We start from the raw sequence: 16,450 nt of genomic DNA, 5'->3' as shown, positions 1-16,450 counted from the left end.
TGCTGGGATGCGGAATGAAAAACCGCAGGTGACTGAAAACATGAATTAAAGCCATTTTTCAAGTTTTATGAAATACTTTTTCAAAAAAATTGCCGCTGCCGGGCGGCGGGCGTAGACAAGGCCCAAGCGTCCTTTATCCAGGAGATCCGACATGACTTCGCAGAACCCGGTTTTCATCCCCGGCCCCACGAATATGCCCGAAGCGATCCGCAAGGCCTGTGACATGGCCACCATCGACCACCGCTCTTCGGTCTTTGCCGACCTGCTGCACCCGCTGCGCGCCGACCTGAAGCGCGTGCTCAAGGGCGACACGGCAGAGGTGTTTCTGTTCCCCTCGACCGGCACGGGCGGCTGGGAAACGGCGATCACCAACACGCTGTCGCCGGGCGACGGGGTGCTTGCGGCGCGCAACGGCATGTTCTCGCACCGTTGGATCGACATGTGCCAGCGCCACGGGCTGGATGTGACCGTGCTGGAAACCCCCTGGGGGGCGGGCCTCCCCGCCGACCGCATCCAGGAGGCGCTGAGCGCGGACAAGGAACACCGCATCAAGGCGGTGCTGGCCACCCATAATGAAACCGCCACCGGCGTGGTCTCCGATATCGCGGCGCTGCGACGCGCGCTGGATGCCGCGGGCCATCCCGCGTTGCTGCTGGTCGACGGCGTCAGCTCGATCGCGTCGATGGATTTCCGGTTCGACGAATGGGGCGTGGATATCGCCGTCACCGGCTCGCAAAAGGGGTTCATGCTGCCGCCGGGTCTGGCCATCGTCGCCTTTTCGCCGAAGGCGATGGCGGCGGTCGAAACCGCGAAGCTGCCGCGCACCTTCTTCGACATCCGCGACATGGCCAAGGGCTATGCGGCGGGCGGCTATCCCTACACCCCCGCCGTCGGGCTGATGAACGGGCTGCGGCTGTCGTGCCGCATGTTGCTGGACGAAGGGCTGGAAAACGTCTTTGCCCGTCACCACCGCATCGCCGAAGGCGTGCGCCGTGCGGCCGCTGCCTGGAACATGCCGCTTTGTGCGGTGGATGCGTCCGTTGAATCGGATACGGTCTCGGCGGTCAGAACGCCCGAAGGCTTCGATTCCACCAAATTTGTCAGCCACGCCGCGCAGAGCTATGATATGGCCTTCGGTGTCGGCCTGGGCGAGGTCGCGGGCAAGGTGTTCCGCATCGGCCACCTGGGCAGCCTGACGGACGCGATGATGCTATCGGGTCTGGCCACGGCGGAAATGGCGATGGTCGATCTGGGCTTGCCGGTCAAGCTCGGCTCGGGCGTCGCCGCGGCACAGGACTATTATCGCCAGAGCCTGGCGCAGCAGCGCATGGCGGCCGAGTGACTGCAATGAAGGATCTGAATGACATGATCATTCCCGGTTTCGACGATATGGTGGCGGCGCATGACCGAATCCGCCCCTACATCCACCGCACGCCCGTACTGACCTCCTCGTTCCTCAATGAGCTGACGGGCGCGGAGCTGTTCTTCAAATGCGAGAACTTCCAGAAGGCGGGGGCCTTCAAGGTGCGTGGCGCGTGCAACGCGGTCTTCGGCCTGCCCGGGGACAAGCTGGAAAAGGGCGTGGCGACGCATTCGTCGGGCAACCACGCGCTGTCGCTCAGCTATGCCGCCGGCCGGCGGGGCATTCCCTGCACCGTGGTGATGCCGCGCACCGCGCCGCAGGCCAAGAAGGACGCCGTGCGCGGCTATGGCGGGCGGATCGTGGAATGCGAGCCCTCGACGTCATCGCGCGAAGCCACATTCGCGGAGGTGGTGGCGGAGACCGGCGCCGAATTCGTGCACCCCTACAATGACCCGCGCGTGATCGCGGGGCAGGGTACATGTTCGCGCGAACTGGTCGATCAGGTGACGGATCTGGATGCCGTGATCGCGCCGATCGGCGGTGGCGGCATGGTGTCGGGCACCTGCCTGACGCTGTCCACCCTGGCGCCGGGGCTGAAGATCTACGCCGCCGAACCCGATCAGGCCGACGACGCCGCGCGCAGTTTCCGCGCGGGGCACATCATCGCCGACGATGCCCCCGACACGGTGGCCGACGGCTTGAAGGTGCCGCTCAAGGATCTGACATGGCATTTCGTGTCGAACCATGTCACCGACATTCTGACCGCCTCGGAGCAGGAGATCGTCGATGCGATGAAACTGATCTGGAAGCGGATGAAGATCGTGATGGAACCCAGCAGCGCGGTGCCGCTGGCCACCATCCTCAAGAACAAAGAGCTTTTTGCCGGCAAACGCGTCGGCGTCATCGTCACCGGGGGCAACGTCGATCTGGATCGGCTGCCCTGGCTGGCGCAGTGAAGAAAGGACAAACACCATGAACATGCAGCGTCCCATCGAAGACTACGAGGTCGGCTACGACATTCCCGCCGCCATCGGCATGGACGAGAGCGAGATCCAGACCCCCTGCCTGGTGCTGGATCTGGATGCGCTGGAGCGCAACATCGAGAAGATGGGCAAATTCGCCAAGGACATGGGTGTGCGTCACCGCGTCCACGGCAAGATGCACAAATCCGTCGATGTCGCCAAGTTGCAGGAGCGCTTGGGCGACAGCTGCGGCGTGTGCTGCCAGAAGGTGTCCGAAGCCGAGGTGTTCGCCCGCGGCGGCATCAAGGACGTGCTGGTCAGCAACCAGGTGCGCGACCCGGCCAAGATCGACCGTCTGGCGCGCCTGCCCAAGCTGGGCGCGCGCACCATCGTCTGCGTCGATGACGTGGACAATGTGGCCGATCTGTCGGCGGCGGCGCAGCGTCATGGCACGGAAATCGAATGCCTGGTGGAAATCGACTGCGGCGCGGGCCGCTGCGGCGTGATCACCACCCCCGAAGTGGTCGAGATCGCCAAGGCGATCGACGCGGCGCCGGGACTCAGGTTTTCCGGCATCCAGGCCTATCAAGGCGCGATGCAGCACATGGACAGCTATGACGACCGCAAGGCCAAGATCGACATCGCCGTCGAGATGGTCCGCGATGCGGTCGACACGCTGAAAACCGAAGGGCTGGAGTGCGACATCGTCGGCGGCGGCGGCACCGGCAGCTATTACTTTGAAGGCAACTCGGGCGTCTACAACGAGCTTCAGTGCGGGTCCTACGCCTTCATGGATGCCGATTACGGGCGCATCCTGGACAAGGACGGCAACCGGATCGATCAGGGCGAGTGGGAGAACGCGCTGTTCATCCTGACTTCTGTGATGAGCCACGCCAAGGCGGACAAGGCGATCGTGGATGCCGGGCTCAAGGCACAGTCGGTGGACAGCGGGCTGCCCACGGTCTTCGGCCGCGACGATGTGGAATACGTGAAATGCTCGGACGAGCATGGCGTCGTGTCGGATCCCAAGGGCGTGCTGCGCGTCAATGAAAAGCTGCGGTTGGTGCCCGGACACTGCGATCCGACCTGCAACGTACACGATTGGTATGTCGGCGTGCGCGGCGGCAAGGTCGAGGCGCTGTGGCCGGTATCGGCGCGCGGGCGCGCCTACTGAGCCGCCTTCGGCGAGGATATTTTTGACCAGAAGAAGCGAGGCGGGCGGCGGTTGCCGTCCGTTTCCCGCTGCCTGAAAGGAAGACCATGTATATTGTTCCCGAAACCGCCATCGCGGATCTGATCGACGCGGAGCAGAGCTTTGATGCCGTGGAGGCCGTGTTCGGCGCGATGGCGCGCGGCGACGCGTATAATTTCCCCGTCATCCGCGAGGCCATCGGCCATGCCGATGCGCTTTACGGATTCAAGTCGGGGTTCGACCGGGCGGGTCTGGCACTGGGGCTGAAGTCGGGCGGCTACTGGCCGGGCAATGCCGACAAGGGGCTGACCAACCACCAGTCGACCGTGATGCTGTTCGACCCCGACACCGGGCGGCTGCGGGCCGTGGTGGGGGGCAACCTGTTGACCGCGCTGCGCACGGCGGCGGCCTCTGCCGTGTCGATCCGGCATCTGGCGCCCAACGGGGCAAAGGTTCTGGGCATGATCGGCGCGGGCCATCAGTCGGCGTTCCAGATGCGCGCGGCGGCCGGGCAGCGCGATTTCGATCGGGTGATCGGCTGGAACTATCACCCGGAAATGCTGGACCGTCTGGCCGACACCGCCGCCGAGCTGGGCCTGCCGTTCGAGGCGGTCGATCTGGACCGGCTGGGCGCCGAGGCCGATGTGATCGTGTCGATCACCTCCAGCTTCGATCCGATCCTGATGGACGGGCAGGTCAAGGGCGGATGCCATATCGCCTGCATGGGCACCGACACCAAGGGCAAGCAGGAACTTGATCCCGCCTTGCTGGCGCGCGGGCGGGTGTTCACCGACGAGGTGGCGCAATCCATCAGCATCGGCGAGGCGCAGCATGCCGTGGCCCAGGGACTGATCGCCGAGGGTGACATCACCCAGATCGGCGCCGTCATCAACGGCACGGCCAAGGGCCGGGGCAGCGACGACGAGCTGACGATCTTCGACGGCACCGGCGTCGGGTTGCAGGATCTGGCCGTCGCCGCGCGTGTGGTGGATCTGGCTGTCGAGCGCGGCGTGGCGGTCGAGGTGGATTTCTGACGCCGCGCGCCATTCCGCACGTATAGGACGCCCGAACGGGGCGCGGTCGGCGATCAGCCGCCGCGCCCCGTTTCCGTTGGTGCAAGCGTTCGTGTCCCCCGGGCGCGCTCAGGCCGTGGCGGCGCCGCTGCCGCCCTTGTCGCGGTACATCAGCTGGCGCAGGACCACGGGCGCCACCAGGGCGAGGCCCAGCAGCGTGGCCACCAGATCGGGCGCGACCAGAAACACCGCCGCGACCGAAAGCAGCAGTTTCTCATAGCCCTTGACCGGCCCGAACAGCCAACCCGCGAAGGCCGCCGACAGCGCCCAGATGCCCAGCATCGCGCCTGCCGTCGCCAGGAAGAACTGGTTCCACGTGAAACCATCGACCACCAGCAGCAGTGAGGGCGAAAAGACGAAGACGAAAGGCACCAGCGCCTTGCCCATGCCCAGCCGGAACGCGGTGTTGCCGGCCTTGAAGGCGTCGGCATTGGCAATCCCCGCCGCGGCATAGGCCGCCAGCGCCACGGGGGGCGTGATGTCGGCCAGCACCCCGTAGTAGAAGACGAAGAAATGCGCCACCAGCGGCTGCACGCCGAGCAGGCTGAGGATCGGCGCGGCGACGGCGATCATGATCAGGTAGTTCGCCGTGGTCGGGATGCCGCAGCCCATCAGGATGCAGACCACCGCCGTCATGATCAGCGTGAACAGCAGCGTCAGGGTAGGCGGGGTCATGACCTCGAACGGCAGGATCGACAGCCAGCCGGAGACGACCGTCGCCCAGTCGGCGGCGATGGTGGTGACCATATAGGCGATCTTGAAGCCGACGCCCGTCAGCGTCACCACCCCGATGATCACCCCGACCAGCGCCGCGGCCGCCGTGACCGAAAGCGAATATTTCGCGCCCAGCACGAAGCCGTCCCAGATGCCCTGGACCGTCTCGCGCAGCGCGGTGCGCAGATCGTGGCGCATCAGGTTCTGGATCACCAGCACCAGGATGCACGACGAGATGCCCCAGAAGGCGGCCAGATAGGGGGTGAATCCGTTCAGCAGGATCGCCACCAGCACGAAGAGCGGCAGCGTCGTCAGCCAGCCCGCCTTGAACACGGTCCAGGCGACGGGAAGCTCATCCTTGGTCAGGCCGCGCAGGCCGCGGCGGCGGGCCTCCAGGTGGACCTGAAGCAGCACGCCGAAGAAATGCATGAAGGCGGGCACCAGGGCCGCCGTCAGGATCGTGGTCAGCGGCACGCCCAGGTATTCGATCATCAGAAAGGCCACGGCGCCCATCACCGGCGGCGTGATCTGCCCGCCCGTCGAGGAGGCGGCCTCGACCGCGGCGGCGAAATGGCGGGGATAGCCGATGCGGATCATCGCCGGGATGGTCAGCGACCCGGTCGTCACCGTGTTGGCGATGGAACTGCCGGAAATCGAGCCCAGCATCGCCGAGGACAGCACCGACACCTTGGCGGGCCCGCCCGCGAACCGCCCCGCGACGGCGGATGCGAGGTCGATGAACAGCTGCCCCAGCCCGATCCGCGTGGCCAGCACGCCGAACAGCACGAAGTGGAACACATAGGTCGAAATCACCCCAAGCGCCGTGCCGTAGATGCCCTGGCTGGTCAGGTAGAGGTGGTTGACGATGCCGGTCCATGACGCGCCGGGGTGCGTCAGCACGCCGGGCATGGACCGTCCGAAATAGGCATAGGCGATGAACAGCATGGCGATGACCGGCAGCGGCCAGCCCATCGCGCGGCGCGTGGCCTCCATCAGCACGACGATCAGGATGGTGCCCATCACCACGTCGATCAGCCAGGGGTCGCCCACGCGGAACGCCAGATCGGCAAAGACGAAGGGCACGTAAAGCGCAGAGACCGCCCCCGCGATCGCCAGCGCCCAATCCCAGAGCGGCAGGCCCAGCGGGTAAAGCGGCCCCCGGCCGATGCGGCCGCGCCCCCACACCGCGAACGACAGGAACACCAGCGCCAGGGTGAAGGCCAGATGCGTGCCGCGATGCACCGTCGCCTGCGGGATCCCGAAACCGGCGGTGTAATAGTGATAGCACGACAGGACGAACAGCAGCCCGCCGGTGATCCAGCCCAGGGTGGGCGACAGCGGGCGAAAGCGGACCTCCGGGTCGAAACGCTCCTCCAGCTCCTTCATCTGCTCTTCGGTCAGCATTTCCACACGGTCTTCTTCGGTGACGGCGGGGTTGTCCTTGCTGGTGTCGCGCAGATCGCTGGTCATGCAGGCTATCCTGTTCGTGTCGTTTTCGGCGGGTGGCGGGGCGCCGCGGAACTGGTGCGGCGCCCCGGTTCGGGAGTTACTTCAGAACACCGGCTTCGCGGTAGAACTTCTCCGCGCCCGGATGCAGCGGAATGCCGATGCCGTCAAGCGCCGTGTCGAGGGTGATTTCCTTGCCCTTGGCGTGGCCCGCGTCCAGCAGCTTGCGCGTGTTGTCGTTCCAAAGCGCCTTGGTGACCTGATAGATCAGCTCTTCGGGTTGATCGGCGCTGGTGACCCACTGCGCGCCGACGGACAGGGTGGTGACGTCCTGGTCCACGCCGTCATAGGTCCCTGCGGGAACGGTATTCGCGGCAAAGAAGGTGTATTTGCCGGTCACGGCCTCGGCCTCGGCACCGGAAATCGGGATCAGCTTGATGGCCTTCTGGCTGGCCAGTTCGGCGATCGCGCCGGCCGGAAAGCCGCCGACAAAGAAGAACGCATCCATCGCGCCGTCGCGCATCCGCTCGGCCGCCTGGTCGGGCTTGAGGAACTTCGCCTGAACGTCGTCCTCGCTCAGCCCGTAGGCGTCGAGGATGATGCGCGCGTCGACCAGCGTGCCGGAGCCCGGCTCATCCAGCGAAACGGCCTTGCCCTTCAGGTCGGCGACGCTCTCGATTCCGCTGTCGGCGGCGGCGACCAGGTGGATCGTCTCGGCGTAGAGATTGGCGATGGCGCGCAGCTTTTCCACCGGCTTGCGGTCGGCCCAGATGCCGGTGCCGGTCTGCGCCCAGGTCGCCACGTCGGATTGCGAAAAGCCCGATTCGAGCGTGCCCGCGTTGATCGCGTTGACGTTGGCGACCGATCCGTTGGCCGACAGCGCGGTCGCGATCAGCCCGGGAACCCCGCAGGAGCCGCCCTGGTCGCAGGCGCGCGAGCCCGGAGGGCTGGAGATGGCGTTGGCGATCAGCCCGCCGATCGGGTAATAGGTGCCGGCCGTTCCGCCGGTGCCGATGCGAAAGAACTGCGGTGCCTGTGCCAGCGCCGGGATCGCCAGCGCGGTTGCCGCCGCGGCAACCAGGCCGAGCAGCGAACGTTTGGTCAGTTTCATGATCTGCCTCCTGTAGGTTGGAATGCGCGGACAATAGCACCTCCTAATGCGGTCACAATGCGAAGCTGCCGTGCCATTGCCGAAATCTTTACCCTCGATTTGTGCCTTGCCTCCTTGCGATCGCGATTGCGCGGCCCATGTAGTTTCTCCCAAACCAATCCCGCATCGTGCGCGACGAAGGCTCGTGTTTCGTGCCGGGAGAAAGGATTCGAGATGACTACGCCCAAACTGTTCTCGCCCCTGCGCGTCGGCGCGATGGAGGTTGCTAACCGTGTCGTTATGGCCCCGCTCACCCGCAACCGCGCCCGTGCCGAGGATGACGCCCCCGTGGCGCTGCATGCCGAATATTACGCCCAGCGTGCGGGCGCCGGACTGATCATCACCGAGGCCACGCAGATCGTGCCCGAAGGCAAGGGCTATGCCTGGACGCCGGGGATCTACAGCGATGCGCAGATCGCGGGCTGGAAAGAGGTCACCCGCGCCGTGCACGATAAGGGCGGCAAGATCGTGCTGCAGCTGTGGCACGTGGGCCGGGTGTCGCATGTATCGCTGCAACCCGATGGCAAGGCGCCCGTCGCGCCCTCGGCGATCACCGCCGAAACCCAGACCTTCGACGGCACGCAATTCGTCGCGGCCTCCGCGCCCAAGGCGCTGGAAACGGATGAGATCGCGGATCTGGTCGCCGCCTATGCGACCGCCACGCGCAACGCGATGGAAGCGGGCTTCGACGGGGTCGAGGTGCATGGCGCCAACGGCTATCTGATCGACCAGTTCCTGCGCGACGGCTCGAACCACCGCGACGACGCCTATGGCGGCTCGGTCGAGAACCGCACGCGGTTTCTCAAGGAAATCATGGATGCGGTCACCGGGGTGATCGGTGCCGACCGCGTGGGCGTGCGGCTCAGCCCCTATTCCAACGCCAATGACGTGCGCGACAGCGACACCTTCGGCTTGTTCAGCCATGTCGTCGACCTGCTGGACGGCTATGGGCTGGCCTATCTGCATCTGGTCGAAGGTCAGACCGGCGGCCCCCGCGAAACCCCCGAAGGCGACGAGATCGCGCGCCTGCGCAAGCGGTTCAGGGGTGTCTACATGGGCAACAACGGCTATGACCGTCAGATGGCCATCGATGCGGTCGAAAGCGGTGATGTCGACCTGGTGGCCTTCGGCAAGCTCTATATATCGAACCCGGACCTGGCGGAGCGTCTGAAGCAGGATGCGCCGTTGAACGAACCCAATACCGCGACCTTCTATGGTGGCGGGGCGGAAGGCTACACCGACTATCCGACGCTGGATCAGCCCCGCGCCGTGGCGTGATCGCAGGCTGACGGCGGAGCGAGACGCCGCCGTCGGCACGCCGGAACGGGGTCTGCGGGTCGGGTTAGACCGCTCGCAGGCCCCTTTCGTTTACCAAAGCGCCAGCAGCGCGACCCATAGCGACAGCACGCCCCCGCAGACCAGCGCATAGTAGCGGTTCCAGACGACGCCGACATGCGTGGCGCTGACATTCGCGAAAGAGCCGATCAGCATCGTCGTGGCGGTATAGGGCGAACTGGCGCCCGACAGCGCCCAGCCCGAGGTGATCGCCACCACGACGACGCTGGGGTCCACCCCCATCGTCGCGGCCGAGGGCAGCAGCGGCGCCAGCAACGTCACCGACAGGATCGGGTTCATGCCCAGCTGCCCGCTGAGCGGAATCACCCAGACCAGCCCCACCAGGATCACCAGCGGCGGCAGCGCCGACAGGTCGATCCCCAGGTCGGCGATATGGCCGCTCAGCACGGTGCTGCCCAGCGTGCCGATATAGCCCGCCATCATCAGCACCAGCATCTCGGTGCGGTAGCCGGGCATGTTGACCACTGCAAAGCGCGCGGACTTGCGGCGCATGTTGCCCAGCACGCCCGCCGGGGTGCCCCGGCCCTGGATGGCGACCCAGATAAGCGAGATCGCGGGCACCACGGCCACCACCACCGCGATGATGCGCACCTGCGCCAGCGCCGACAGGGAAAACACGCTGACGATCAGGATCGACAGCAACAGCGCCAGCGGTGCCAGGCTGGCGATGGTGCCTTCGGGTTTGGGCGGCTTGAGCGGGGCACCCGCGATGCGCGGCTTGAAGATCGTGTCCATCGCCCAGCCCAACGCCGCCACGATCACGCTGCTGACCAGCGCATAGGGCACCGCCCGCGCCCAGCTTGCGCCGGGAATGATCGAGGTGGTGATCGCCATGGAAAACGACAGCGGCGACCAGGGCAGGATGGAAACGAACCCGCATTGAATGCCCAGCAGCATCCGCCGCAGCCGGTGCGCGCGCACGTCCGCGCGCGGCTCCTGCGCGGCGTTGGCGGCGGCCAGGCTGCCCAGCAGGGCGATCGCGCCATAGTTCAGCAGCAGGCCAAAGCCATGCCCCCCCGCCGTCAGCGCGGCAAAGCGGCGGCCGGGCGGCTGGGTCGCCAGATAGCGCCCGCAGCGCATGATCGCGGGCGAGGTTTCCGCCGCATGGCGGAGCGAGGCCAGCGCGGTGAAGAACCCGCCGATGAACGCCGCGCGTTGCAGCCCCGCGTTGATCTGCGCCCAGGCGTCGGGCCGATCGACAAAGGCCCAGCCCGTCAGCGCCAGCGCCACCGCGACAAAGATAAGACGCACCGCCCTGACATGCAGCGACATCAGCGCCACCGCCACCACCACGATCCCCGCCGCCAACAGCCCGTAATGGCGCTGCCCCAGCCATTCGGAAAAGATGACGATGCCGGTCAGCGCGATCAGCAGCAGCCCCAGCAGCCGGTCGTCCAGCGGGGCGCGCCCGGTGAGCGGCGGCGATGGCGGTCTCGCATGGGACGAGGCGGTTTCGGGGGTGTCGTCGCCTGCGGCGTCTTGCCCCGCCTGCGTCAGCCCGCTGTCAGCCATTCTGCGGCAGATCCGCCCCGCGGGCCGCATGCGATTTCAAGCCGACGACGAGATGATGAAACTTCTCTCCCTGCACGGCGACATGGTCGCGCAGCGCATCCGCGGCGGCGGTGCCGTCGGCATCCAGCAGCGCCTGCACGACGGCGCGATGCTCATCCAGCGATTGCGCCATCCGTCCGCGCAGCCGCAGCTGCAAGCGCCGGAAGGGTTTCAACCTGCGGTGCAGGCGCAGGGCTTCCTGTTCCAGAAAGCCGTTGCCGGATTCGCGATAGATCAAATGATGAAACCCTTCGTTTGCGCGATAGTAATCATCCGCATTTTCGGCCCTCACGGCGTCTTCGCATTCAATATTGGCCTGTTGCAGCCGGTGCACCGCCTCATCGGATATGCGCACCGCCGCGAGCCTTCCGCAAGCGGCTTCGAGCTCGGCCATCACCTCGAACATTTCCAGCAACTCAACCGGGCCGGGTTGGCGCACGAAGACGCCGCGGCGCGGAAACTGCTGCACCAGCCCCGAGACGGCCAGCTTTTGCAGCGCCTCCCGGATCGGGGTGCGCGACACGCCGAAGCGGTCGGCCAGCCGGATCTCATCCAGCCGGTCGCCATTGCTGAAATGGCCGGTGAAGATCAGTTCCTCCAGCTCTTCGGCGATGGTATCGGCGCGGCGTACATCCATCGGCAGAGCCTAGCGGGGGGCTGTCTCGTGTTCAACTGCCATGTCCTTGTATACAAAAAACTTGACACTGGATGCCGGTGCCGTGAGGCTGCCGCCGATGGCCCGGATAAAACCGGCTTTCGTCAACGGGAGGAGACATCATGAAATCGAACATCCTGGGCGCGGTTGCCGCGCTCGCCCTGGCCGCCTCGGCCGGTACCGCCTTCGCCAAGGAACTGCGCCTGTCGCACCAGTGGTCGAACAAGGACGTGCGCCACAAGGTGGCGCAGATCGTCGCCGATGAGGTCAAGAAGGCCGACGTCGATCTGGACATCAAGATCTTCGGCTCCAAGTCGCTGTTCAAGCCGCGCGAGCAATACAAGCCGCTCAGCCGCGGCCAGCTGGACATGACGATCTTTCCGCTCAGCTATGCGGGGGGGCAGCAGCCTGCCTACAACCTGACGCTGATGCCGGGCCTGGTGAAGAACCACGACCACGCCGCACGGCTGAACGACAGCCCCTTCATGGACGAGATCAAGCAGATCATGGCCAAGGATGACGTCATGGTGCTGGTCGACGGCTATTTGGCGGGCGGCTTCGTCGGCAAGGACAAGTGCATCACCAAGCCCGAGGACGTCAAAGGGCTTCAGACCCGCGCGGCGGGCAAGGCGTTCGAGCAGATGCTGGCCGGCGCCGGCGCGTCGATCGCGTCGATGGCCAGCTCGGAAATCTACAACGCCATGCAGACCGGCGTGCTGGATGCGGCGAACACCTCGTCGTCGTCCTTTGTCAGCTATCGCATCTATGAGCAGGCGAAATGCTATACCCCCGCGGGCGATGTCGCGCTGTGGTTCATGTATCAGCCGCTCCTGATGAACAAATCCACCTTCGAAGGGCTGAACGCCGATCAGCAGAAGGCCCTGCTGGACGCTTCCGCCAAGGCCGAAGCCTACTACCTCGAAGAGGCCAAGAAGCAGGACGCCGCATCGGTCAAGGTGTTCAAGGACGCGGGCGTGGAAATCGCCAATATGACCCAGGCCGATTTCGACGCATGGCGCGCGATTGCCAAGGAAACCTCTTACAAGTCCTTTGTGGAAGAGGTGCCCAACGGTCAGGAACTGCTGGACAAGGCCCTGGCGGTGGAGTGATCGGTTTGCGGGGGGCTGCGGCCCCCCGGTTTCCCGGCACGGCCGCCCCTGGCTGCAAGACCCATAACAAGAACAAGATGAATAGGTGACGAATGGCAGGTCATAGCACTGCCTCGACCACGGCGCGAACCGGGTCGAACCCCTTTCTGCGCGCGGTGGCCGCGATATCGACCCTGGCGGGCTGGGTGTCCGCGGCGATGGTGGTGACGGCGGTGGCGATCACCTGCCAGATGATCTTCATCCGCTTCGTGCTGAACGGCTCGACCATCTGGCAGACGGAGGCGGTGATCTATCTGGTCATCGCGGCCACGCTGATCGGTCTGCCCTATGTGCAGCGGCTGCGCGGGCATGTGAACGTCGATCTGGTGCCCATCGCGCTGCCTTATCGCGCGCGTTTCGCGCTGGCGATGCTGACGCTGTCGCTGTCCATCGCGATCGTCGCGCTGATGCTGTGGTATGGCTATGACTACTGGCATTTCGCCTGGTCGCGCGGCTGGCGGTCGGACACGGTCTGGGGGGTCCGGCTGTGGATCCCCTATCTGGCGCTGCCCGTGGGCTTTGCCCTTCTGTTGCTGCAACTGGTGGCCGATATGGTCGCCGTGCTGCTGGGGGTCGATACGCCCTTCGGCATCGAAAAGGACCCGCTGCGCGTGCGCGCCGGGGCCGAAGGCGCCCGCGCCGGGGAGGATTTCTGATGGACCCGCTCGTGCTGGGCGGCCTTGTCGCCGTCATCACCATCGTCGTCTTGTTTTCCGGCGTCTCGGTCGCGCTGGGCCTGTTGATCGTCTCGGCCGGTTTCCTGGTCTTCTTCGACGGGGCGCGGTCGCTTGAGTTGATGCCGGAAATCCTGTTCGGCAAGCTCGACAATTTTGCGCTGCTGTCGATCCCGATGTTCATCATCATGGGGGCGTCCATCGCGTCGACTCGCGCGGGGGCGGATCTGTACGAGGCGCTGGAACGCTGGCTGACCCGTATTCCCGGCGGGCTGGTGATTTCCAACCTGGGCGCCTGCGCGCTGTTCGCCGCGATGAGCGGGTCGAGCCCGGCCACCTGCGCCGCCATCGGCAAGATGGGCATCCCCGAGATGCGCAAGCGCGGCTATCCCGACGGTGTGGCGGCCGGATCGATCGCGGCCGGCGGCACGCTGGGCATCCTGATCCCGCCGTCGGTGACGATGATCGTCTATGGCATCGCCACGGAAACCTCGATCGGTCGGCTGTTCCTGGCGGGGGTGATCCCGGGGTTCATGCTGGTCGGGCTGTTCATGGCCTGGTCGATCTATGCCACTTGGCGGTCGGGCAATGCGCAGGTGCTGTCGCGCACCGATTACAGCTGGAAGCAGAAATTCGAGATCCTGCCGCGTGTGCTGCCCTTCCTGGCGATCATCCTGGGCGTGCTTTACGCGATGTACGGCGGTGTCGCCACGCCGTCCGAAACGGCCGCGGTGGGCGCCTTGCTGACGCTGGTGATCGCGGTGCTGATCTACAAGATGTGGTCGCCGCGCGCGATCTGGGCGGTGCTGCGCGACAGTACCCGGGAGTCGGTGATGATCCTGTTCATCATCGCGGCCGCGGGGGTGTTCAGCTATATGCTCAGCTCGCTCTTCATCACACAATCCATCGCCGAATGGATCGGCACGCTGGATGTGAACCGCTGGGTTCTGATGGCCGCGATCAACGTCTTTCTGCTGATCGCGGGGTTTTTCCTGCCGCCGGTGGCGGTGATCCTGATGGCCGCGCCGATCCTGCTGCCGATCATCACGACGGCGGGCTTCGACCCGATCTGGTTCGCCGTGGTGCTGACGATCAACATGGAAATCGGCCTGATTTCCCCGCCGGTCGGCCTGAACCTCTACGTGATCAACGGCATCGCGCCGGACATCAAGCTCAAGACCATCTTGATGGGATCGCTGCCCTATGTGGCCTGCATGGTGCTGGCGATCATCATCCTGAGCATCTTTCCCGGGCTGGCCACCTGGCTGCCCGATGTCGTGATGGGAGGCGCAACATGACAATCCTCGCCGATCTGCTGTCGACCGTGTTCGAGCGGCGCTACATGGGCGCGGGACGCAACCGCGACGACCGCCCGATCACCGAGCTTGCCACCGATCTTCTCGGCAGCCGGGGCGAGGTATCGGGCGCCGCCCTAGCGCGGCAGATCCTCGACAGCTACGCCGGGCTGGATGATCACGGGAAAGCCGGGTTCTTCCGCTTTCTGGCAACGGATTTCGGCCTGGATCCGGCGCGGGTGCGCTCCGCGCTGGACGCGTTCGAGGCCGACCCCGGCAAGGCCAACTACGCCGCCTTCATGGCCGCCGCCGAACCCCGACGCCAGGAACTGGCGCGGCGGCTGAACCAGGTGCCGGGTGCCACGCAACAGCTTGTGGCGATGCGCAGCGATCTGCTGCGGCTGGCGGCTGAGGACCCCACGCTCGGCCGGGTCGATCCCGATTTCAAGCACCTCTTCGCCTCGTGGTTCAACCGCGGCTTTCTGGTGCTGCGCCCGATCAACTGGGAAAGCCCGGCGCATATCCTCGAAAAGATCACCCGCTATGAGGCGGTGCACGCCATTCACAGCTGGTCCGACCTGCGCCGGCGCCTGCAACCCGCCGACCGGCGCTGTTTCGCGTTTTTCCACCCCGCCATGCCCGATGAGCCACTGATCTTCGTCGAGGTGGCGCTGACCAGCGGCATTCCCGGGTCGATCCACAGCGTCCTGGCCGAAGACCGCGAGGTCCTCGCCGCCGAGGAGGCGAACACCGCCGTCTTCTACTCGATTTCGAATTGCCAGTCGGGGCTTGCGGGCATCTCCTTCGGCAATTCGCTGATCAAGCAGGTGGTCGCGGACCTGAAGCGCGAGCTGCCCAACCTGCGCACCTTCGTCACCCTGTCGCCCGTCGCGCGGCTCAATCGCTGGCTGAGCGAGCAGGGCCACCCCGTCAACCCCGAGGCCACCCCCGATCCGAACCGGCAAAAGGCGCTGGCGGCGCATTATCTGCTGGCCGCAAAACACGCCGACGGCGCGCCCTATGATCCGGTGGCGCGGTTCCACCTGAACAACGGGGCGATCGCCCATGCCGTCCATGCGGATGCCGACACCTCGGCCAACGGGCTGAAGCAGTCGGGCGGGGTCATGGTGAATTATCTCTACGATCTGGACCGCATCAGCCAGAATCATGAGAAATTCGCCTCCAGCGGCGAAGTGATCGCCTCCCGGCAGGTGCAGGCGCTGGCCAAGCAGGCGCAGCTGACGCCGGAGGGCGCGCCCGCCGTGTCTTCGGCCGTGTCTTCGGCCGCATCTTCGGCCGCGGCAAACCCGCGGCCCGACACGGACGACACGGACGACAAGGACCCAGCCAAGAGGATGGCGGCAGATGGCTAATCCGCTCTACGACGCGCTTTTCGCAATTCACGCGGGCAAGCAGACCCCGTTCCTGCATCTGGTGGGGGGCGGGATCGTCACCCATGACGATTTCCTGCGCATGACGGCGCGTTTCGCCCATGTCATCACCGCGGCGGGTCTGGTGCCGGGCGACCGGCTGGCGGTGCAGATCGCCAAATCCCCCGAGGCGCTGGCGGTCTATGCCGCCTGCGTGCAGGCGGGGGTGGTGTTCCTGCCGCTCAACACCGCCTACACGGCCGCCGAGGTGGAATATTTCGTTTCGAACTCCGGCGCGAAGATGCTCATCTGCGATGCCCGCGCCGAAGCCGCGCTGCGTCCGGTGGCCGCGCGCCATGACGTCAGCCTGCACATGCTGAACGCCGATGGCACCGGCAGCTTTGCGCAGGCGGCCTGCGCCCAGCCCGACAGTTTCGACACCGCCGATCGCAGCCGCGACGATCTGGCGGCCTTCCTCTATACCTCCGGCACGACGGGGCG

Annotated in this window: 14 protein-coding genes; 10 read left to right on the top strand and 4 right to left on the bottom strand. The window is 65.8% G+C overall.

The features are described from left to right. Nucleotides 1-151 precede the first annotated feature (151 nt). The 4 genes from bhcA (at nt 152) to bhcD (ending at nt 4,551) form a co-directional block, all read left to right on the top strand. Complete coding sequence (gene bhcA, locus ACU0BR_RS11045; protein WP_446156885.1) at nt 152-1,342, top strand: L-aspartate--glyoxylate aminotransferase BhcA; 1,191 nt, start codon at nt 152-154, stop codon at nt 1,340-1,342. A gap of 5 nt (nt 1,343-1,347) precedes the next feature. Then, complete coding sequence (gene bhcB, locus ACU0BR_RS11040; protein WP_446156884.1) at nt 1,348-2,319, top strand: beta-hydroxyaspartate dehydratase BhcB; 972 nt, start codon at nt 1,348-1,350, stop codon at nt 2,317-2,319. A gap of 16 nt (nt 2,320-2,335) precedes the next feature. Then, the gene (gene bhcC, locus ACU0BR_RS11035; RefSeq protein ID WP_446156883.1) at nt 2,336-3,499 is read left to right on the top strand and encodes a 3-hydroxy-D-aspartate aldolase BhcC; all 1,164 of its coding nucleotides are present in this window, start codon (nt 2,336-2,338) and stop codon (nt 3,497-3,499) included. 86 nt (nt 3,500-3,585) lie between these two features. Then, nucleotides 3,586-4,551, top strand: coding sequence for an iminosuccinate reductase BhcD (bhcD, locus tag ACU0BR_RS11030; protein WP_446156882.1), 966 nt, complete (start codon nt 3,586-3,588; stop codon nt 4,549-4,551). A gap of 108 nt (nt 4,552-4,659) precedes the next feature. On the opposite strand, the gene ACU0BR_RS11025 is transcribed toward bhcD, so the two are convergent. Both ACU0BR_RS11025 and ACU0BR_RS11020 read right to left on the bottom strand, forming a co-directional pair. After that, nucleotides 4,660-6,774, bottom strand: a complete 2,115-nt coding sequence (locus ACU0BR_RS11025) for a TRAP transporter permease (protein WP_446156881.1) — start codon at nt 6,772-6,774, stop codon at nt 4,660-4,662. A gap of 76 nt (nt 6,775-6,850) precedes the next feature. Further along, nucleotides 6,851-7,861: a TAXI family TRAP transporter solute-binding subunit gene (locus ACU0BR_RS11020; RefSeq protein ID WP_446156880.1), complete on the bottom strand. Its 1,011-nt coding sequence runs from the start codon at nt 7,859-7,861 to the stop codon at nt 6,851-6,853. A gap of 213 nt (nt 7,862-8,074) precedes the next feature. On the opposite strand from ACU0BR_RS11020, the gene ACU0BR_RS11015 reads away from it, so the two are divergent. Next, on the top strand, nt 8,075-9,178 hold the full coding sequence (locus tag ACU0BR_RS11015; protein WP_446156879.1) for an alkene reductase: 1,104 nt from the start codon (nt 8,075-8,077) through the stop codon (nt 9,176-9,178). 90 nt (nt 9,179-9,268) lie between these two features. Here ACU0BR_RS11015 and ACU0BR_RS11010 read toward each other — a convergent pair whose 3' ends face one another. Both ACU0BR_RS11010 and ACU0BR_RS11005 read right to left on the bottom strand, forming a co-directional pair. Then, nucleotides 9,269-10,768, bottom strand: a complete 1,500-nt coding sequence (locus tag ACU0BR_RS11010) for a hypothetical protein (protein WP_446156878.1) — start codon at nt 10,766-10,768, stop codon at nt 9,269-9,271. Next, on the bottom strand, nt 10,761-11,444 hold the full coding sequence (locus ACU0BR_RS11005; protein WP_446156877.1) for a GntR family transcriptional regulator: 684 nt from the start codon (nt 11,442-11,444) through the stop codon (nt 10,761-10,763). The genes ACU0BR_RS11010 and ACU0BR_RS11005 overlap by 8 nt, the downstream gene beginning before the upstream one ends. Nucleotides 11,445-11,584: 140 nt before the next feature. Between ACU0BR_RS11005 and dctP the strand changes: the two genes are divergently transcribed. The 5 genes from dctP to ACU0BR_RS10980 all read left to right on the top strand — a co-directional run. Further along, nucleotides 11,585-12,571, top strand: coding sequence for a TRAP transporter substrate-binding protein DctP (gene dctP / locus ACU0BR_RS11000; protein WP_446156876.1), 987 nt, complete (start codon nt 11,585-11,587; stop codon nt 12,569-12,571). Nucleotides 12,572-12,663: 92 nt separating this feature from the next. Continuing rightward, complete coding sequence (locus tag ACU0BR_RS10995; protein ID WP_446156875.1) at nt 12,664-13,266, top strand: TRAP transporter small permease; 603 nt, start codon at nt 12,664-12,666, stop codon at nt 13,264-13,266. Next, nucleotides 13,266-14,582: a TRAP transporter large permease gene (locus ACU0BR_RS10990; RefSeq protein ID WP_446156874.1), complete on the top strand. Its 1,317-nt coding sequence runs from the start codon at nt 13,266-13,268 to the stop codon at nt 14,580-14,582. The genes ACU0BR_RS10995 and ACU0BR_RS10990 overlap by 1 nt, the downstream gene beginning before the upstream one ends. Then, complete coding sequence (locus ACU0BR_RS10985; RefSeq protein WP_446156873.1) at nt 14,579-15,952, top strand: malonyl-CoA decarboxylase domain-containing protein; 1,374 nt, start codon at nt 14,579-14,581, stop codon at nt 15,950-15,952. The genes ACU0BR_RS10990 and ACU0BR_RS10985 overlap by 4 nt, the downstream gene beginning before the upstream one ends. Next, nucleotides 15,945-16,450, top strand: a 506-nt coding sequence (locus ACU0BR_RS10980; protein WP_446156872.1) for an AMP-binding protein, incomplete at its 3' end; no start/stop codon positions are given. The genes ACU0BR_RS10985 and ACU0BR_RS10980, both read left to right, overlap by 8 nt.

The sequence above is a fragment of the Brevirhabdus sp. genome (assembly GCF_052826345.1).
The sequence above is the reverse complement of the archived record's forward strand: the minus strand, read 5'-3'. Positions and strand labels throughout refer to the sequence as shown.